Here is an 18,252-nt window from a genome sequence, read left to right on the forward strand (position 1 = left end):
GGCTCCCGGCGAAGGCGCGCGCATGATCCAGGCTATCGTATTCCTGCCGCTGATCGGCGCGCTGATCGCCGCAATCATCGCGCTCGCTGGCGCCCATGCCCGGCACCCGAGCGGCGACACCATGGACCACGGCGATCATGGTCACGGCCACGCCGCGCATGGTCATGCTGCGCACGGCCATGCCGCCGATGCGCACGCCCACGATGCGCACGCCCACGATGATCACGGCCACGACGATCACGGTCACGGTCCGGTCGAGCCCGCGGCGTTCGGTTCGCGCACGACCGAGGTGATCACCACCGCGCTGCTGATGATCTCCTGCGCGCTGTCCTGGGTGACGCTGGTCGACGTCGGCTTCATGCATCACGATGCCCGCGTCGCGCTGTTCCCGTGGATCAATTCCGGCGACCTGCAGGTCGCCTGGGCGCTGCGGGTCGACACCCTGACCGCGGTGATGCTCGTCGTGGTGACGACGGTGTCGTGCCTCGTCCATCTGTATTCGATCGGCTACATGCACGAGGACCCGCACCGGCCGCGGTTCTTCGGCTATCTGTCGCTGTTCACCTTCGCGATGCTGATGCTGGTGACCGCCGACAATCTGGTGCAGCTGTTCTTCGGCTGGGAAGGCGTCGGTCTGGCGAGCTACCTGCTGATCGGCTTCTGGTACCAGAAGCCGTCCGCCAATGCCGCCGCGATCAAGGCCTTCGTCGTCAACCGCGTCGGCGATTTCGGCTTCGCGCTGGGTATCTTCGCGATATTCATGCTGGTCGGCTCGACCGATTTCGACACCATCTTCGCGGCAGCGCCCGGGCTGACCGGCAAGACCATCAACTTCTTCGGGTGGAACGCCGACGCGCTGACGCTGACCTGCCTGTTGCTGTTCATGGGCGCGATGGGCAAGTCAGCGCAGTTCCTGCTGCACACCTGGCTGCCGGACGCGATGGAAGGCCCGACGCCGGTGTCGGCGCTGATCCACGCCGCCACCATGGTCACCGCCGGCGTGTTCATGGTGGCGCGGCTGTCGCCGCTGTTCGAACTGGCTCCGAACGCGCAGGCCTTCGTGATGCTGATCGGCGGCACCACGGCGTTGTTCGCCGCGACGATCGGTCTGGTGCAGAACGACATCAAGCGGATCGTGGCGTATTCGACTTGTTCGCAGCTCGGCTACATGTTCGTGGCGATGGGCGCGGGCGCCTATTCGGTCGGCATGTTCCACCTGTTCACCCACGCCTTCTTCAAGGCGCTGCTTTTCCTGGGCGCCGGCTCGGTGATCCACGCGATGCACCACGAGCAGGACATCCGCCACATGGGCGGGCTGAAGGACAAGATCCCCTTCACCTACATCGTGATGGTGATCGGCACGCTGGCGCTGACCGGCTTCCCGCTGACCGCCGGCTACTTCTCCAAGGACGCGATCATCGAGTCCGCCTACGTCTCGCACAATCCGATGTCGTTCTACGGCTTCCTGATGACCGTCGTCGCCGCGCTGCTGACCTCGTTCTATTCGTGGCGGCTGATCTTCAAGACCTTCCACGGCGAGCCGCACGACCGGAAGCACTACGAGGCCGCGCACGAAAGCCCGCTGACGATGACGATCCCGCTGTTCGTGCTCGCGGTCGGCGCGCTGGCGGCCGGCTATCCGTTCAAGGAGCTGTTCGCCGGCCACGGCGTCGAGGAGTTCTTCCGCAATTCGCTGAAGATGCATCCCGGCATCATCGAGGAGATGCATCACATCCCGGCCGGGATCGCGTATCTGCCGACGGTGATGATGGCGGTGGGCTTCCTGGTGTCGTGGATGTTCTACATCCGCCGGCCGTATCTGCCGGTCGAGCTCGCGACCCAGCATCCGCTGCTGTACAATTTCCTGCTCAACAAATGGTACTTCGACGAATTGTACGAGGTGATCTTCGTGCGGCCGGCGAAGTGGATCGGCCGGCAACTCTGGAAGAAGGGTGACGGCATGCTGATCGACGGCCTCGGCCCCGACGGCGTCTCGGCCCGGGTGCTCGACGTCACCCGCGGTGTCGTCAAGCTGCAGTCCGGCTATCTCTACCACTACGCATTCGCGATGCTGATCGGCGTGGCCGGTCTGATCACCTGGTTCATGCTCGGCGGGGGAGGCCGCTAATGTCGGCTTCAATCATGACCTGGCCGGTGCTGTCGGTCGTCACCTTCCTGCCGCTGGTCGGCGCGGCGCTGGTCTATCTCGCTCGCGGCGATGACGAGGCGGCGCGCCGCAATGCGCGCTGGATCTCGCTGTGGACTACGCTGATCACCTTCGCGGTGTCGCTGATCCTGGTCTGGCGCTTCGACGCCGCCGACCCGGGCTTCCAGTTCGTCGAGAAGGCGCCGTGGCTCGGCGCCACCATCGCCTTTCACATGGGCGTCGACGGCATTTCGCTGCCGTTCGTGATCCTGACCACCGCGCTGATGCCGTTCTGCATCCTCGCGAGCTGGAAGTCCATCACGGTGCGGGTGCGCGAATACATGATGGCGTTTCTGGTGCTGGAAACGCTGATGATCGGTACCTTCTCGGCGCTCGACCTGGTGCTGTTCTATCTGTTCTTCGAAGGCGGCCTGATCCCGATGTTCCTGATCATCGGCGTCTGGGGCGGCCCGCGCCGGGTGTACGCATCGTTCAAGTTCTTCCTCTACACGCTGCTCGGCTCGGTGCTGATGCTGCTGGCGATCATGGCGCTGTACTGGACGGCGGGCACCACTGACATCCCGACGCTGATGACCACCGCGATCCCGCGCAACCTGCAGACCTGGGCGTGGCTGGCGTTCTTCGCCTCGTTCGCGGTCAAGATGCCGATGTGGCCGGTGCACACCTGGCTGCCGGATGCGCATGTCGAGGCGCCGACCGCGGGCTCCGTGGTGCTCGCCGCGATCATGCTGAAGATGGGCGGCTACGGCTTCCTGCGATTCTCGCTGCCGATGTTCCCGGATGCCTCGGTGTATTTCGCACCGCTGGTGTTCAGCCTGTCGGTGATCGCGATCGTCTATACGTCGCTGGTCGCGCTGATGCAGGAGGATATCAAGAAGCTGATCGCGTACTCCTCGGTCGCGCATATGGGCTTCGTCACCATGGGCATCTTCGCCGGCAACACCCAGGGCGTCGCCGGCAGCGTGTTTCAGATGATCTCGCACGGCATCGTGTCGGGCGCGCTGTTCCTCTGCGTCGGCGTGATCTACGACCGCATGCACACCCGCGAGATCGCGGCCTATGGCGGCCTCGTCAACCGGATGCCGATCTACGCCTTCGTGTTCCTGGTGTTCACCATGGCCAATGTCGGCCTGCCGGGCACCTCGGGCTTCGTCGGCGAGTTCCTGACGCTGCTCGGCACCTTCCGCGTCAACGTGCCCACCGCGACCATCGCCACGCTCGGCGTGATCCTGTCGGCGGCCTATGCGCTGTGGCTCTACCGCAAGGTGGTGTTCGGCGCGTTGACCAAGCCGGCGCTGGCCGACATCAAGGACCTGACCTGGCGGGAGGGGATCATCCTGGCGCCGCTGGTGGTGCTCACCATTCTGTTCGGCTTCTATCCGAAGCCGGTGCTGGACATGTCGGCCGCCTCGGTCCAGCAACTCGTCAACAATTACGCCGCCGCCGTGACTGCCGTGAAGGCAGCCGCGCTTCCGTAACCGGCAAGGACCGCAAGCTATGAATTTCGAAACTGCCGGTTATTCGCTGTTGCCGATCATGCCGGAGCTCGTGCTGGTGATCGGCTCGATGCTGCTGCTGATGGTCGGCGCCTATGGTGGCCAACGCACGACCGGCCTCGTTACGACCCTCGCGGTCGCGTTGCTGGTGCTGACCGGTGCGCTGGAATTGATGCTGCCGGCGGGCAGGCTCGTGACCTTCGGCGGCAGCTTCATCGTCGACGATTTCGCCCGCTTCCTGAAGGTACTGGCGCTGATCGGATCGGCTGTGACGCTGATCCTGTCGTCCGAGATCATGTCGAATCCGTCGCGGCGGATGTTCGAATATTCGATCCTGGTGCTGCTGTCGTCGGTCGGCATGATGCTGCTGATCTCGGCCGGCGACCTTATCATGCTGTATCTCGGCCTCGAGCTGATGAGTCTGGCGCTCTACGTGGTGGCGGCGAGCAATCGCGAGGACGCCAAGTCGAACGAAGCCGGCATGAAGTATTTCATCCTCGGCGCGTTGTCGTCAGGCATGCTGCTGTACGGCTGCTCGCTGATCTACGGCTTCACCGGCACGGTGCAGTTCGCCGGCATCGCCGCCGCCGCCAAGGACGGCAGTATCGGCCTGATCTTCGGCCTGGTGTTCCTGCTCGCCGGGCTGTGCTTCAAGGTCTCTGCGGTGCCGTTCCACATGTGGACGCCGGACGTCTACGAGGGCGCCCCGACCCCGGTGACGGCGTTCTTCGCCTCCGCCCCGAAGGTGGCGGGTCTGGCGGTGTTCACTCGCGTGACGCTGACGGCGTTTCCGGAGATCGTGCCGCAGTGGCAGCAGATCGTGGTGTTCGTCGCGATCGCCTCGATGGCGCTGGGTTCGTTCGCCGCGATCGGGCAGAAGAACATCAAGCGCCTGATGGCGTATTCGGCGATCGGCCATATCGGTTTCGCGCTGGTCGGCCTGTCGGCCGGCACCGTCGAGGGCGCGCAGGGCGTGATCGTCTACATCTCGATCTACGTGGCGATGACACTCGGCGCGTTCTCGGTGATCCTGGCGATGCGCCGCAATGGCTTGCATGTCGAGAACATCAGCGATTTCGCCGGCCTGTCGCGCACCAATCCGGCGCTGGCGTTCTTCTTCGCGATGCTGCTGTTCTCGATGGCGGGCATCCCGCCGCTCGCCGGCTTCTTCGCCAAATTCTACGTGTTCATGGCGGCGATCAAGGCCGGGCTGTTCGCGCTGGCGGTGATCGGCGTCGTCACCAGCGTGGTCGGCGCCTACTATTATCTGCTGATCATCAAGGTAATGTATTTCGACGAGCCGGCGCCGGGGATCGACCGGATGCGGCTCGAGCTGCGCGGCGTGCTCGCGGTCGCCGGGCTTTTCAACATGTTGTTCTTCCTCTATCCGGCGCCGCTGGTGAACGCCGCGAGCGCCGCAGCCAAGTCGCTGTTCTAGGTGGCGTTCACCCTCGGTCCGAAGGCGCGCGCGGCCGGCGTCGGCCTGAAGGTTTTCGACGAGACCGGCTCCACCAACGCCGACGCAATGGCATATGCCCGAGCGGGAGGGCGGACGCCTTGCTGGTTCGTGACGACAATGCAGACCGCGGGACGCGGTCGTCGCAATCGGGTCTGGGTGGCTCCGCGCGGCAATTTGGCCAGCTCCGTCTTCGAGAGCTTCAATGTCACCCCGGCCGTCGCCGCGACCCTCGGCTTTGCTGCAGGCGTCGCGCTCGAGAAGGCCTTGCGGGAGGTGAGCGTCGAGGCCGCAATGCGCTCGCCCAATTCCGCTGCGAACGATTATCGGCTGAAGTGGCCCAACGATATTCTGGCAGGCGGATCGAAGCTGGTCGGGATGAATCTCGAAGCCGAGACGTTGCCGGACGGACGCCTCGCCGTTGTGGTCGGAATGGGCACGAACGTGGTCGCTGCGCCGGAAGGTCTTCCGACCGCGGTGACGTGCTTGAGCCAGCTCGGCGTGTCCGCCAGCGCGGAAGACGTATTTGCGGCGCTGTCGGATTCGTGGCACGAGATGCGCGGCATCTGGGATGACGGGCGTGGTTTCGCCAAGATCCGCGATCTCTGGCTGGATCGGGCCGCAGGGCTCGGTCAGACGGTTTCCATCCGGTCGGGCTCGTCGGTGGTTTCCGGGATATTCGACACCATCGATGAAACGGGCTGTATGGTCCTGATAACGTCCGATCGGAGACGCATTCCGATCGCGGCCGGCGACGTCTATTTCGGCGATGCGGCGTCAGCAAAGGCTGCAGACTAATGGCACGACCCGACGATCTGGTTTTTGCACCGCTTGGCGGTGTCGGCGAAATCGGCATGAATTTGTCGATCTACGGGCTCGGCAACCGCCAGCAGCGGAGCTGGCTTGCGGTCGATCTCGGCGTGTCGTTCGGCGACGAGGAGCATCTGCCCGGCATCGATCTGATCATGCCGGACATCCGCTTTCTCGAGAAAGAGAAGAAGAACCTCGTTGGCATCGTGCTGACGCACGCCCACGAGGATCATTTCGGCGCCATCATCGATCTGTGGCCGAAGCTGCGCTGTCCGATCTACGCCACCAAGTTCAGCGCCTCGCTGTTCGCCGCCAAGCTCGCGGCCGAGCGCACCACGCTGAAGATCCCGATCACCGTGGTGCCGTCCGGCGGCCGCATCGACCTCGGCCCGTTCAACGTCGAGTTCATCCCGGTCGCCCATTCGATTCCGGAATCGCACGCGCTGGCGATCCGCACCTCGGCGGGGCTGGTGCTGCACACCGGCGACTGGAAGATCGACCCGACTCCCGTGGTCGGGCCGCCGACCGACGAGAAGCGGCTGCGCGAACTCGGCGACGAGGGCGTGCTGGCGCTGATCGGCGATTCCACCAACGCGGTGCGCGACGGCCACTCGCCGTCGGAGACCGAAGTGGGGGCGTCGCTGACCGGTCTGATCAAGGCCGCCAAAGGCCGCGTCGCAGTCACCACCTTCGCCTCCAATGTCGGGCGCATGCGCGCCGTCGCCGACGCCGCGAAGGCGGCGGGCCGGGAAGTGGTGCTGGTCGGGCGCGCGATGGATCGCGTCTCCCAGGTCGCGCGCGAGTGTGGTTATTTCGACGGGGTGCAGGGCTTTCGCGGCTCCGAATATTACGGGCATTTTCCGCCGGACAAGGTGCTGGCGCTGTGCACCGGCAGCCAGGGCGAGCCCCGCGCGGCGCTGGCGCGGATTGCGCGCGACGATCACCCCGACGTCACGCTGAACAAGGGCGACTGCGTGATCTTCTCCTCCCGCACCATTCCGGGCAACGAAAAGGCGGTCGGCAGCATCATCAACGGGCTGGTCAATCAGGGCATCGAGGTGATCACCGACCGCGATCATCTGGTGCACGTCTCCGGCCATCCGCGGCGCGAGGAATTGCGCGAGCTGATCTCGTGGGTGCGGCCGCAATTGCTGATTCCGGTGCACGGAGAAGCCCTGCATCTCAACGAGCACGCCAAGCTGGCGCGGCAGATGGGCGTGCCCAAGGTGCTGACCTGCCGCAACGGCGACCTGATCCGGCTCGGGCCGGGCGATCCGGCGATCATCGACCAATTGCCGGCTGGTCGGCTGTACAAGGATGGGACCATCCTGGAAGAGGAAAAGTCGCGCGCGGTCGCCGAGCGTCGCAAGATGGCGTTCGCCGGGTGTGCCTTCGTGGCGCTGGCGCTGACGCAGGCAGGTGAGATGGTCGACGATCCGGAAGTCGAATTGATCGGCGTTCCGGAAAACAACAGTGCCGGCGAGCCGCTTGACGACATCGTGTTCGACGCCGTGGTCGCCACCGTCGAGGGCCTGCCGAAAGCGCGCCGGCGCGATCCGGATGCCGTGGCCGAATCGGTGCGTCGCACCGTGCGCTCGACGGTGCAGGCGGAGTGGGGCAAGAAGCCGCTGTGTTTCGTGCACGTGCTGAAGGTTTGAGAGTCTATAACTAACAAGATCAAGAACGGAGGAGTGTCATGCTGGGGCGGCTGAATCACGTGGCGATCGCGGTGAAGGATGCGGAGCAGGCGGCGAAGATCTACGGCGCCGCCTTCCAGGCCGAGATTTCCGAGGCGGTGCCGCTGCCGGAACACGGCGTCATCACCGTGTTCGTGACGCTGCCCAACACCAAGATCGAGTTCATCCAGCCGCTCGGCGAAGCGTCGCCGATCGCCAAGTTTCTCGATCGCAACGCCGATGGCGGCATCCATCACGTCTGCTACGAAGTGCCGGACATCATCGCGGCGCGCGACACGCTGATCAAGGAAGGTGCGCGCGTGCTCGGCGACGGCCAGCCCAAGATCGGCGCGCACGGCAAGCCGGTGCTGTTCCTGCATCCGAAGGATTTCTCGGGCGCGCTGGTCGAGATCGAGCAGTCGTAATCATGTTCAGCCAGATCGGCAGTCTGCTGGCGGTCTATTTCGTGCTGTGGTGGGTCGTGTTCTTCGTGACACTGCCGTTCGGGGTGCGCAATCGCACCGAGGTCGATACCGTGGACGACGACGTGCCCGGCAGCGATCCGGGCGCCCCGGTGACGACGCTGCTGGCGCGCAAGGCGTTGTGGGCCACCGTGGCGTCGGCGGCGATCTTCGCGGTCGCGCTCTACGCCTATCGTTCGGGTTGGCTCGAGATCGGGCGGCTGTCGAAGCTGTTGGGATTTCCGCTGTAGCGTCCGCTTGGGCGCGCCTCGCGATCGTCGCCTGCGCAAGCCCCACCCCGAGGGTGTCCGAGATGAGTTTTACCGATATCGCCACCCGGGTTCACAACCACAACTACCGGATGGACCCCGTCGTCCGCACGCTGCTCGACACCGATTTCTACAAGCTGCTGATGCTGCAGCTGATCTGGATGAAGCATCGGGATACGCCGGTGACGTTCGGGGTGATCAACCGATCGAAATCGATCCGGATCGCAGACGAGATCGATATCGGCGAATTGCGGGCGCAACTGGACCACGCGAGAACGCTTCGGCTGTCCAAGCGGGAAATGATCTGGCTGGCCGGCAATACGTTCTACGGCAAGAAGCAGATCTTCCGACCCGAATTTTTGTCCTGGCTCGAGACCTTCGCGCTGCCGGAATACGAGGTCGACGTTCGTAACGGCCAGTACGAACTTCGCTTCGCCGGGCCATGGTCGCTGACGACCATGTGGGAAATTCCGGCGCTTTCGATCATCAACGAGCTGCGCGCGCGCAAAGCGATGCGCAATATGGGGCGCTTCGAGCTCGACGTCCTTTATGCGCGCGCCAAGGCGAAGCTGTGGGGCAAAGTCGAGCGTCTGCAGGTGCTCAAGGCGGCCGGCCGGCTGAAGGTCGGTGATTTCGGCACGCGCCGTCGGCACGGCTATCTGTGGCAGAGATGGTGCTGCGAAGCCCTGCAGGAAGGCATCGGCGACGCCTTCATCGGCACCAGCAACGTCCACGTCGCCATGGAAATCGGCTCGGAAGCCATCGGCACGAACGCCCATGAACTTTCAATGGTCTATGCGGCGCTGGCCGGCGATGACGATCAGATGGTGGCCGCGTCGCGCTACGCGGTGCTCGACGATTGGCGCCACCTGTATGACGGCAACCTGCTGGTGATCCTGCCGGACACCTATGGGACGACCTCGTTCCTGCGCAATGCGCCCGACTGGGTGGCGGATTGGACCGGCGCGCGCCCGGACAGCAAGCCGCCGATCGCGGGGGGCGACGAGTTCATCGACTGGTGGAAAGCGAATGGTCGGGACCCGAAGGAGAAGCTCCTCGTCCTGTCCGACGGCATGGATATCGACTCGATCGAGCAGTCATTCCGGCATTTCAAGGATCGCGTCCGGGTCAGCTTCGGCTGGGGCACCAACCTGACCAACGATTTCCGCGGCTGCGCGCCGAACGGCGGCAATGCTCTCGATCCGATCTCGCTGGTGTGCAAGGTCGTCGAGGCGGCCGGTCGCCCGGCCGTGAAACTGTCCGACAACCCGACGAAGGCGACGGGTCCCGACGCGGATGTCGGGCGTTATCTTCAAATCTTCGGGACGGAAGGCATGACGGATCACGCCGTCGACGTGTAGTCGATTCGCAGCGAGGAATTCGCCGGCGCTCCGGGCGCCGCGTCGCGCGGCTTGCGGTACGATTCGTGTTCTGCATGCGAGCCTGTGTCGACTGCGCCCGCAGCGCGATCAGCGGATGATCTGTCGCGAGGATTCGCGCGCGAGAAGAACCAGGCCGAGCGCGTCCTGAAAAAGAAAAAGCAGGGCGGGTGCCCTGCTGAAAAACTGTGTCGACCCTAGTATTTTCCCGAATTATTTGGATTTATTGTTTTGTTTGACGGGCGACGCTGCATTTTTGCGCGTCAGGGTTCCTCCCGAGACTTGGACCGCCAGACCTCGCCCGAAGGCTAAGTCTGTTGTTACACTCGTAGCCTAAGTTTTTTGACTTGTCACCATTTACGGCAACGAATGTTCAAAATTAAGGCACCGGGTGAAACGAACGAAAACTTGCCAGCTGCCTTTGAACCTCCTTCTCGTTCGCGATGGACGGGTCCGGTGCGGTGAAGTCGCCGCAATCGACAGCGGTATTTCTGCATGATATTTCGGCATGGTGGAGGACAGGCCGTGATGCGCCGACGTCTCAGGCGGACGATTCCGATCTTTGCGCTGGCGTTGCTGGTGCAACTGCTGTCGCCGATCGGCGCGTTCCGCTTTGTCGCCTTTGCGGTCGCCGATCCGCACAATGCCGTTCACCTTTGCTCGGCGATGGCGCCTGCGGACGATGGCGAGCCCCAGCCGGCCGACCGGTCGCATGAAGGCGCCTGCTGCGCGGTCTGCTCGGTGGGGCTCGGCGGCGGTCCGACGCCTGCGCCGGCGACCCAGGATTTCGCCGTTATCGAACGTCCGCATCAGCGCCTGATCTGGTCGCTGACGGAGCCGGCGCCTCCCACCTCCCGCGCCGGCGTCAACGCGCAGGCCCGTGCGCCACCCCTAGGCCCCGCCGCTTAGCAATCCACGCGGCTGCAGCGTGCGCGCGCAGCCATTCTCCAGCAGTTCAGCGGACCGGAGCGAGGGCGGATGCGTCGCGCATCGGCTGTGCTTGGTCCGCTTCATTCCCACCCCATTCCATCCCAACGAGGATCCGACCATGAACCGATTCATCCGTACGTTCGCCTCCGCTGCCGTTGCCAGTCTGCTGTCCGTCGCCGCCGCGCAGGCGGCGGAGGTGAAGGCCGGCGATCTGGTCATCACCGAGTCCTGGAGCCGCGCCACGCCGGGCGGCGCCAAGGTTGCCGGCGGTTTCCTGACCATCGAGAACAAGGGCACGACCGCCGACCGCCTGATCGCCGGTTCTGCCGACATCGCCGGCAAGTTCGAGATCCACGAGATGTCGATGGACAATGGCGTGATGAAGATGCGCCAGCTCGACAAGGGCTTGGCGATCGAGCCCGGCAAGACCGTCAAGCTCGCCCCCGGCGGCTATCACGTCATGCTGATGGACCTGAAGGGCCCGCTGAAGGAAGGCGAGAAGGTGCCGGTGACGCTGCAGTTCGAGAAGGCCGGCAAGGTGCAAGTCACGCTCGACGTCGCCGGCATCGGCGCCAAGGCGCCCGGCGACGCCGGCGGCAGCATGATGAAGATGGACCCGAAGAGCCATTCGGGGATGAAGCACTGATGCCGCGGCGACGTGTTGGAATCGCGATGGCCGCCTATGCGGCCGTCGCGGCGATCGGCGGTCCGGCCGCGGCCCATGTCTCGCTGCAGCCCAACGAGGCGGTGTCGGGCGGTTACTTCCAGACGGCACTCAGCGTGCCGCATGGTTGCGACGGCACCGCCACGCGTGCGGTCCGGGTCAAGATCCCGGACGGCGTATTGTCGGTGAAGCCGCAGATGAAGCCGGGCTGGAGCATCGAGATCAAGACCCGCAAGATCGAGGGCGAACAGCCGAAGCTGCACGGCAAGACCATCACCGAGACGGTCGACGAGGTGGCGTGGCGCGGCGGGCCGTTGCCCGACGCGTTCTACGACACCTTCGGCCTGGTGATGAAGCTGCCCGATGCGGCCGGAAAGACGTTGTCCTTCCCGGTGGTGCAGGAGTGCGAGAAGGGCGTGCATCGCTGGATCGAAATCCCGGCAGCCGGGCAGGCGCCCGACGCGCTGAAGGAGCCGGCGCCGACGCTGCGGCTGAAGCCGAAGGCTCCGTGATCGGAGCTCCCGCCCGGTCGCGGCGCAATGCCGGGCGATGGCTGGCATGGGTGACGGCGCTCGCCGTCCTCATGCTGCCGTCGCTCGCGCACGCCCACGCCAGCCTGGTCGCCAGTGATCCGGCTGCGGAGGCGGTGCTGGCGGCCGCGCCCGCGACCATCACCCTGACCTTCAACGAGCCGGTCACGCCGCTGGCGCTGCAATTGATAGATGCCAGGGGCCGCTCGAGTGCCATCACTGAAGTCGCGACCAATGGGGACAGGCTGAGCTTCGCACCGCCGTCGTTGCTCGGGGCGGGCGGCCACGTGCTGAGCTGGCGCGTGGTGTCGGCCGACGGCCATCCGGTCGGCGGCTCGCTGACATTCTGGATCGGCACGCCGGGCGCGAGCTTGCCGGCGATTATCGTACCCGACGATCCGGCGCGGCGAGCGGCGATCTGGGCGACGCGCGTCATGCTCGAATTGACGCTGCTGGCGGCGCCCGGCGGCGCCTTCTTCCTCGCCTGGATCGCTTCGGCTGCCTTGCCGGTCCTCGTGGCCGGCTGCGGGGCGGTGGCGGTGCTGGGCCTCGGCGCGCTCGCGCTGTCGGTCGGGTTGCAAGGCCTCGACATCCTCGACGCGCCGTTCGCGGAGCTCGGCAGCGCCGCGGTGTGGTGGGAAGGGGCAACCGGCTCGTTCGGTCGCTCGGCGGCGATCGCCGCCGTCGCATTCGGCCTGACACTGTCGGCGCTGCTCGGCCGCGGCGCGCCGGCGCGCTTGCTGTCGTTCGGCGCGGTGCTCGGCGTCGGTGCGGCGCTCGCGGCGAGCGGACATGCCGCGACCGCCGAGCCGCGCTGGCTCGCGACCGCTGCGGTGCTGGTGCACGGCGTGAGCCTGGCGTTGTGGGTCGGCGCGCTGCTGCCGCTCGCCGTCATGGTCGGACCGAACCACGCCACGGCGAACGTCACTCTGCGCCGGTTCTCCCGCACGATCCCGATCGCGATTGCAACGCTGCTGATCAGCGGCGTCGTTCTCGGCGCGATCCAGCTCGGCCGGATCGAGGCGCTGTGGACGTCGGACTACGGCCGCATTCTGTTCGCCAAACTCGCGCTGGTGGTGGCGCTGCTGCTGATCGCGCTGTGGAATCGCCGCCGGGTGACGCCGCTTCTCGCCGCCGGAACACCACACGCGGCCTATGCGCTGCGCCGGACGATCGCGGCCGAGCTGGTCCTGGTGATCGCGATCCTCGGGCTGGTCGGGCTGTGGCGGTTCACGCCGCCGCCACGCGCCGCGACAGCCGCTGCTGCGGAGGACCGCGCCTTCGCCCATCTCCACACCGGGCGTGCGATGGCCAACGTCACCCTGACACCGGGCCACGCTGGTCCGATCGAGATTGAGGTCATGCTGCAGACGCCCGACGAGACGCCGCTGCAAGCGCAGGCGTTGACCGTGACGCTCGCCAATCCGGACGCGGGGATCGAGCCGGCCTCCGCCGAGGCGCGGCGTCAGCCGGACGGGCCATGGCGGGTGCGGATGTCGGCGCCGGTGCCCGGGCGCTGGTCGCTGACGCTCGGCATCCTGATCTCGGATTTCGACAAAGTGACCATCGCGGCGCCGGTTGTGATCCGGTAATCGCGGATGCCGGCGCCGACCGCAAAGTGGCGTAGATTCCGGCAGTTTTCGCAAAGTTGGGCGGCCGCGCCCTTGTGTTTTGCCGCCCGATCCGGTTTCACTGGCGCAAACCTGCTTCCCCCTGATTCTTGAGCAAATCCCATGCGTTTGTCGCGATTCTTTCTGCCGATCCTGAAGGAAAACCCGAAGGAAGCCGAGATCGTCTCGCATCGGCTGATGCTGCGCGCCGGGATGCTGCGGCAGGAGGCCGCCGGCATCTATGCCTGGCTGCCGCTCGGCCATCGGGTGCTGAAGAAGATCGAGCAGATCGTGCGAGAGGAGCAGAACCGCGCCGGCGCGATCGAGCTGTTGATGCCGACGCTGCAACTCGCCGATCTGTGGCGCGAGAGCGGCCGCTACGACGCCTATGGTCCGGAGATGCTGCGGATCAGCGACCGCCACAAGCGCGAGCTGCTGTACGGGCCGACCAACGAGGAAATGATCACCGAGATCTTCCGCGCCTATGTGAAGTCGTACAAGAGCCTGCCGCTCAACCTCTATCACATCCAGTGGAAGTTCCGCGACGAGCAGCGTCCGCGCTTCGGCGTGATGCGCGGCCGCGAGTTCCTGATGAAGGACGCCTATTCGTTCGACGTCGATGAAGCCGCCGCGCGCAAGTCGTACAACCGGATGTTCGTCGCTTACTTGCGGACCTTCGCGCGGATGGGGCTGAAGGCGATCCCGATGCGCGCCGAGACCGGACCGATCGGCGGCGACCTCAGCCACGAGTTCATCGTGCTGGCCGAGACCGGCGAGTCCGGCGTGTATTGCGACCGCGACGTGCTGAGCCTGCCGGTGCCGGACGAGACCGTCGATTATGACGGAGATCTGACGCCGATCATCAAGCAATGGACATCGGTCTACGCCGCGACCGAGGACGTCCACGACGCCGTGCGCTACGAGAGCGAAGTGCCGGAAGCCAACCGGCTGCACACCCGCGGCATCGAGGTCGGCCAGATCTTCTATTTCGGCACCAAATATTCCGACTCGATGAAGGCCAATGTCGCCGGTCCCGACGGCACCGATGCGCCGATCCACGGCGGCTCCTACGGCGTCGGCGTGTCGCGCCTCGTCGGCGCGATCATCGAGGCGTGCCACGACGACAACGGCATCATCTGGCCGGAGGAGGTGGCGCCGTTCCGGGTCGCAATCCTGAACCTCAAGCAGGGTGACGCCGCGACCGATGCGGCCTGCGAACAGCTCTACAAGGAGCTCGCCGCCAAGGGCGTCGACGTGCTGTACGACGACACCGATCAGCGCGCCGGCGCGAAATTCGCGACTGCGGATCTGATCGGAATTCCGTGGCAGGTGCTGGTCGGGCCGAAGGGCCTCGCCGACGGCAAGATCGAACTGAAGCGGCGCAGTGACGGCTCGCGCGAGAATATCGCGCTGGCGGAGACGGTCGCACGGCTCGCGCCGTAAGATTTATCCACTGGCGGCTCGGCTGAAATTAGCCCGAATCGTGTGAAATTCGGAGCATGGATCACAGCATGACTGAGCCAGTTCGAACTCCTCCTTTTGCGCCATTCGAATGGCTCCTGTCCGGGCGCTACCTCCGCGCGCGCCGCCGTGAGGGGTTCATCTCGGTGATCGCCGGGTTCTCGTTTCTCGGCATCATGCTCGGCGTCGCGACGCTGATCATCGTGATGGCGGTGATGAACGGCTTCCGCAAGGAACTGCTCGACAAGATCCTCGGCCTCAACGGCCATCTGCTGGTGCAGCCGCTGGAAAGCCCGCTGACCGACTGGAAAGAGGTCGCCGATCGCATCAGCGGCGTGGCGGGCATCAAGCTCGCGGCGCCGGTGATCGACGGCCAGGCGCTGGCGTCGTCGCCGTTCAATGCCTCCGGCGTGCTGGTGCGCGGCATCCGCGCCGACGACCTCAACAATCTGTCGTCGATCGCCAATCACATCAAGCAGGGCACGCTCGACGGCTTCGACGAAGGGCAGGGCGTCGCGATCGGGCGCAGGCTCGCCGATCAATTGTCGCTGCACGCCGGCGACAGCGTCACGCTGGTGGCGCCGCGCGGCGCGGTGACGCCGATGGGCACCACGCCGCGGATCAAGCCGTACAAGATCGCCGCCGTGTTCGAGATCGGCATGTCGGAATACGACTCGACCTTCGTGTTCATGCCGCTGAAGGAGGCGCAGGCCTATTTCAACCGCAATAACGACGTCACCGCGATCGAGGTCTACACCACCAATCCGGACAGGATCGACGCCTTCCGCAAGAGCGTCACCGAGGCCGCAGGCCGGCCGGTGTTCCTGGTCGATTGGCGGCAGCGCAATTCGACCTTCTTCAACGCGCTGCAGGTCGAGCGCAACGTGATGTTCCTGATCCTGACGCTGATCGTGCTGGTGGCGGCGCTCAACATCGTCTCCGGCCTGATCATGCTGGTGAAGGACAAGGGCAGCGATATCGCCATCCTGCGCACCATGGGGGCGACGCAAGGATCGATCATGCGGGTGTTCCTGATCACCGGCGCTGCGATCGGCGTGGTCGGCACGCTGACCGGCTTCGTCGTCGGGCTGGTGATCTGCCTGAACATCGAATCGATCCGGCAATTCCTGTCCTGGGTGACCAATACCGAGCTGTTTTCGCCGGAGCTGTACTTCCTGTCGAAGCTGCCGGCCGAGGTCGATTTCGCCGAGACCAGCGCGGTGGTGATCATGGCGCTGACGCTGTCCTTCCTGGCGACGCTATATCCGTCGTGGCGCGCGGCGCGGCTCGATCCCGTCGACGCGCTCCGCTATGAGTGAGGCCGCAATGGAGCAGGACGCAGAAGACATCCCGGTCGTCTACCTTCACGACATCAAGCGGCAATACACGCAGGGCGAAGCCACGCTGACGATCCTCGACGGCGCCAAGCTGGCGCTGTGGGCGGGGCAGTCGGTGGCGCTGGTGGCGCCGTCGGGCTCCGGCAAATCGACGCTGCTGCACATCGCCGGCCTGCTGGAGCATCCCGACGAGGGCGAGGTCTATGTCGGCGGCGCCGCGACCTCGGCGCTGACCGACGCCGAGCGCACCCAGATCCGCCGCACCGACATCGGCTTCGTCTACCAGTCGCACCGGCTGCTGCCGGAATTCACCGCGCTGGAAAACGTGATGATGCCGCAGATGATCCGCGGCCTGAAGCGCAGCGAGACCGTCAGCCGCGCCAAGGAGATCCTGGCTTATCTCGGACTCGCCGATCGCATCACCCATCGCCCCGCCGAACTGTCCGGCGGCGAGCAGCAGCGTGTCGCCATTGCGCGCGCCGTCGCGAATGCCCCCCGCGTCCTGTTCGCCGACGAGCCGACCGGCAATCTCGACCCGCACACCGCCGATCACGTCTTCCAGGCGCTGATGCAATTGGTGCGGGCGACCCGCGTGGCGATGCTGATCGCCACCCACAACATGGAGCTGGCCGGCCGGATGGATCGCCGGGTGTCGCTCGAAAACGGCGTGGTCGTCGAACTGGAATAGGCGCGGCGGCGGCAGTTCGTCATTCCGGGGCGCTCGCGTGAGCGAGCGAACCCGGAATCTGAAACGAGCACCGCAAGCTTCACGACTCCTCCTTCGTCATCACCCGCGAATGCGGGTGATCCAGTATTCCAGAGCGGCTGTTGCTCAAGGGCAGACGCTCCGGATTACTGGGTCGCCCGGTCAAAAGCCGGGCGATGACGCTGGGACGTGGGGGCGGACACAGCAGGGCGATCGGGCGCGCGGCACTCCGGTCCCTCGGTCACGCTATGCCCCGGCACCTCAGTGCCGGCGGCGTTGCTTGCGCAGCTTCTTCTTCGCGGGCTGCGGCGCGGTGTACCACGGGTTTTCGATACATTCGGCGGCGCGGCCGGAGGCGGACATCCGGCATTGCGGGATCGACGTGTAGCTGCACTCGTCGTACCAGTCGCGGTAGTTGTGATAGACCCGCAGGCAGACAGGATAGTCGCGAGCCTCCGCGATCCCGGTCAACCCCAGCAGGGTCAGCACCCCGACCAGCAGTGTCTTGCGCATTGTCGTCTCCTCGGTCGCGCGCCCGGTCAGCGCGTGCGCTGCCGCCGCGCCGGGCCGGCGGGCGGTTGATACCATGGGTTTGTGACGCATTGCCCGGCGATGCCCTGGGCGGCCGGCTGGCATTGCTCGATCGAGACATAGCGGCACTGGTCGAACCGCACCGGACCGTAGATCCGCAGGCAGACCGGATAGTTGTCGTAAGGGGCTTGGGTTTGCGCCACGGCCGCCGAGGGCAGGGCTAAGGGCGACGCCAGGGCAGCCAGTAGAACCGCAGACAGGACGCGCATCGAAATCTCCGAAATGAGGGGCCGATCCAGCCGAAGCCCGGCACCCAGGCGGCTGTAGACTCATCGCTCATCCGGTGCGCCCGCGACTATTTTACGTCAAAGCGGCGGACAGCCGAAGGGTCATGGCTGAATAACGGGGATGTCGACGTTTTGTTAACGCTTCCCGAACGCCCCGATGCGGGTACCTTGACGTCAGAACAAAATGAGAACAATGTTCTGCGTATGTTCACGTGGTCAGGGAGCGGACGATGTTGAAGATCTTCATTCAGGAAGCTGCGGCGTTGACGTCGATTGCGCTGTTCATCAGCATGGTGGCGGTGTGGGCCCAGGTGCTGCCGCAGCTCTGAGCCGGCGGAAAGCGAAGCTGCAGAGCGAGGCGGCAACAGCGGGGATAAGGGTGCGCGGCTGGCTTGCGCGGCCGTGGCGGGCGGATCACCATTCCGGCCGAGTCGGCTGCGCTCAGCGCGCCGGCTGAGCACCTTCTCACCGCACGCCATTCA

Annotated in this window: 17 protein-coding genes; 15 read left to right on the forward strand and 2 right to left on the reverse strand. The window is 65.4% G+C overall.

What is annotated here, in order from left to right; genetic code table 11:
- Positions 1 to 22 precede the first annotated feature (22 nt).
- The 15 genes from nuoL (at position 23) to RPB_RS13100 (ending at position 16,934) form a co-directional block, all read left to right on the forward strand.
- Positions 23 to 2,128: an NADH-quinone oxidoreductase subunit L gene (gene nuoL / locus RPB_RS13030; RefSeq protein ID WP_011441473.1), complete on the forward strand. Its 2,106-nt coding sequence runs from the start codon at positions 23 to 25 to the stop codon at positions 2,126 to 2,128.
- Complete coding sequence (locus RPB_RS13035) at positions 2,128 to 3,645, forward strand: NADH-quinone oxidoreductase subunit M (protein ID WP_011441474.1); 1,518 nt, start codon at positions 2,128 to 2,130, stop codon at positions 3,643 to 3,645. The genes nuoL and RPB_RS13035 overlap by 1 nt, the downstream gene beginning before the upstream one ends.
- A 19-nt stretch (positions 3,646 to 3,664) precedes the next feature.
- Positions 3,665 to 5,101, forward strand: coding sequence for an NADH-quinone oxidoreductase subunit NuoN (gene nuoN, locus RPB_RS13040; RefSeq protein WP_011441475.1), 1,437 nt, complete (start codon positions 3,665 to 3,667; stop codon positions 5,099 to 5,101).
- The gene (locus RPB_RS13045; RefSeq protein WP_011441476.1) at positions 5,102 to 5,917 is read left to right on the forward strand and encodes a biotin--[acetyl-CoA-carboxylase] ligase; all 816 of its coding nucleotides are present in this window, start codon (positions 5,102 to 5,104) and stop codon (positions 5,915 to 5,917) included.
- The gene (locus RPB_RS13050) at positions 5,917 to 7,587 is read left to right on the forward strand and encodes a ribonuclease J (RefSeq protein WP_011441477.1); all 1,671 of its coding nucleotides are present in this window, start codon (positions 5,917 to 5,919) and stop codon (positions 7,585 to 7,587) included. The genes RPB_RS13045 and RPB_RS13050 overlap by 1 nt, the downstream gene beginning before the upstream one ends.
- Positions 7,588 to 7,625: 38 nt before the next feature.
- Positions 7,626 to 8,030 carry a methylmalonyl-CoA epimerase gene (mce, locus tag RPB_RS13055; protein ID WP_011441478.1) on the forward strand — a complete coding sequence of 135 codons (405 nt, stop codon included), beginning with the start codon at positions 7,626 to 7,628 and terminating at the stop codon, positions 8,028 to 8,030.
- 2 nt (positions 8,031 to 8,032) lie between these two features.
- Entirely contained in the window at positions 8,033 to 8,317 is a 285-nt protein-coding gene (locus tag RPB_RS13060) for a DUF1467 family protein (RefSeq protein WP_011441479.1), read from the forward strand.
- Positions 8,318 to 8,379: 62 nt separating this feature from the next.
- On the forward strand, positions 8,380 to 9,696 hold the full coding sequence (locus RPB_RS13065) for a nicotinate phosphoribosyltransferase (RefSeq protein ID WP_011441480.1): 1,317 nt from the start codon (positions 8,380 to 8,382) through the stop codon (positions 9,694 to 9,696).
- 546 nt (positions 9,697 to 10,242) lie between these two features.
- A complete protein-coding gene (locus tag RPB_RS13070; RefSeq protein ID WP_041798242.1) occupies positions 10,243 to 10,623 on the forward strand; it encodes a DUF2946 family protein in 381 nt (126 codons plus the stop codon).
- Between the two features lie 139 nt (positions 10,624 to 10,762).
- On the forward strand, positions 10,763 to 11,290 hold the full coding sequence (locus RPB_RS13075; protein ID WP_011441482.1) for a copper chaperone PCu(A)C: 528 nt from the start codon (positions 10,763 to 10,765) through the stop codon (positions 11,288 to 11,290).
- A 26-nt stretch (positions 11,291 to 11,316) separates the two neighbouring features.
- Entirely contained in the window at positions 11,317 to 11,820 is a 504-nt protein-coding gene (locus RPB_RS13080) for a YcnI family protein (protein WP_157038822.1), read from the forward strand.
- Positions 11,817 to 13,430 (forward strand): copper resistance CopC/CopD family protein, encoded by a 1,614-nt coding sequence (locus RPB_RS13085; protein WP_245258219.1) that lies wholly within the window; start codon positions 11,817 to 11,819, stop codon positions 13,428 to 13,430. Before RPB_RS13080 ends, RPB_RS13085 begins: the two co-directional genes overlap by 4 nt.
- 141 nt (positions 13,431 to 13,571) lie before the next feature.
- Positions 13,572 to 14,891 (forward strand): proline--tRNA ligase, encoded by a 1,320-nt coding sequence (proS, locus tag RPB_RS13090; protein WP_011441485.1) that lies wholly within the window; start codon positions 13,572 to 13,574, stop codon positions 14,889 to 14,891.
- A gap of 56 nt (positions 14,892 to 14,947) precedes the next feature.
- Entirely contained in the window at positions 14,948 to 16,228 is a 1,281-nt protein-coding gene (locus RPB_RS13095; RefSeq protein ID WP_011441486.1) for a lipoprotein-releasing ABC transporter permease subunit, read from the forward strand.
- Between the two features lie 7 nt (positions 16,229 to 16,235).
- Positions 16,236 to 16,934 (forward strand): ABC transporter ATP-binding protein, encoded by a 699-nt coding sequence (locus RPB_RS13100; protein ID WP_011441487.1) that lies wholly within the window; start codon positions 16,236 to 16,238, stop codon positions 16,932 to 16,934.
- 279 nt (positions 16,935 to 17,213) lie between these two features.
- On the opposite strand, the gene RPB_RS13105 is transcribed toward RPB_RS13100, so the two are convergent.
- Together RPB_RS13105 and RPB_RS24160 are read right to left on the reverse strand one after the other, a co-directional pair.
- Positions 17,214 to 17,465, reverse strand: coding sequence for a DUF3551 domain-containing protein (locus RPB_RS13105; RefSeq protein ID WP_041798713.1), 252 nt, complete (start codon positions 17,463 to 17,465; stop codon positions 17,214 to 17,216).
- A gap of 26 nt (positions 17,466 to 17,491) precedes the next feature.
- On the reverse strand, positions 17,492 to 17,752 hold the full coding sequence (locus RPB_RS24160) for a DUF3551 domain-containing protein (protein ID WP_080507780.1): 261 nt from the start codon (positions 17,750 to 17,752) through the stop codon (positions 17,492 to 17,494).
- Between the last annotated feature and the right edge of the window lie 500 nt (positions 17,753 to 18,252).

Origin of the sequence: Rhodopseudomonas palustris HaA2, assembly GCF_000013365.1 — a bacterium.
Taxonomy (GTDB): Bacteria; Pseudomonadota; Alphaproteobacteria; order Rhizobiales; family Xanthobacteraceae; genus Rhodopseudomonas; species Rhodopseudomonas palustris_J.

What these genes read in the sequence shown, in the direction of transcription:
- nuoL (WP_011441473.1), top strand. Translation starts at nt 23, where the DNA reads ATGATCCAGGCTATCGTATTCCTGCCGCTGATCGGCGCGCTGATCGCC.
- RPB_RS13035 (WP_011441474.1), top strand. Translation starts at nt 2,128, where the DNA reads ATGTCGGCTTCAATCATGACCTGGCCGGTGCTGTCGGTCGTCACCTTC.
- nuoN (WP_011441475.1), top strand. Translation starts at nt 3,665, where the DNA reads ATGAATTTCGAAACTGCCGGTTATTCGCTGTTGCCGATCATGCCGGAG.
- RPB_RS13050 (WP_011441477.1), top strand. Translation starts at nt 5,917, where the DNA reads ATGGCACGACCCGACGATCTGGTTTTTGCACCGCTTGGCGGTGTCGGC.
- mce (WP_011441478.1), top strand. Translation starts at nt 7,626, where the DNA reads ATGCTGGGGCGGCTGAATCACGTGGCGATCGCGGTGAAGGATGCGGAG.
- RPB_RS13060 (WP_011441479.1), top strand. Translation starts at nt 8,033, where the DNA reads ATGTTCAGCCAGATCGGCAGTCTGCTGGCGGTCTATTTCGTGCTGTGG.
- RPB_RS13065 (WP_011441480.1), top strand. Translation starts at nt 8,380, where the DNA reads ATGAGTTTTACCGATATCGCCACCCGGGTTCACAACCACAACTACCGG.
- RPB_RS13070 (WP_041798242.1), top strand. Translation starts at nt 10,243, where the DNA reads ATGCGCCGACGTCTCAGGCGGACGATTCCGATCTTTGCGCTGGCGTTG.
- RPB_RS13075 (WP_011441482.1), top strand. Translation starts at nt 10,763, where the DNA reads ATGAACCGATTCATCCGTACGTTCGCCTCCGCTGCCGTTGCCAGTCTG.
- RPB_RS13080 (WP_157038822.1), top strand. Translation starts at nt 11,317, where the DNA reads ATGGCCGCCTATGCGGCCGTCGCGGCGATCGGCGGTCCGGCCGCGGCC.
- proS (WP_011441485.1), top strand. Translation starts at nt 13,572, where the DNA reads ATGCGTTTGTCGCGATTCTTTCTGCCGATCCTGAAGGAAAACCCGAAG.
- RPB_RS13095 (WP_011441486.1), top strand. Translation starts at nt 14,948, where the DNA reads ATGGATCACAGCATGACTGAGCCAGTTCGAACTCCTCCTTTTGCGCCA.
- RPB_RS13100 (WP_011441487.1), top strand. Translation starts at nt 16,236, where the DNA reads ATGGAGCAGGACGCAGAAGACATCCCGGTCGTCTACCTTCACGACATC.
- RPB_RS13105 (WP_041798713.1), bottom strand. Translation starts at nt 17,465, where the DNA reads ATGCGCAAGACACTGCTGGTCGGGGTGCTGACCCTGCTGGGGTTGACC.
- RPB_RS24160 (WP_080507780.1), bottom strand. Translation starts at nt 17,752, where the DNA reads ATGCGCGTCCTGTCTGCGGTTCTACTGGCTGCCCTGGCGTCGCCCTTA.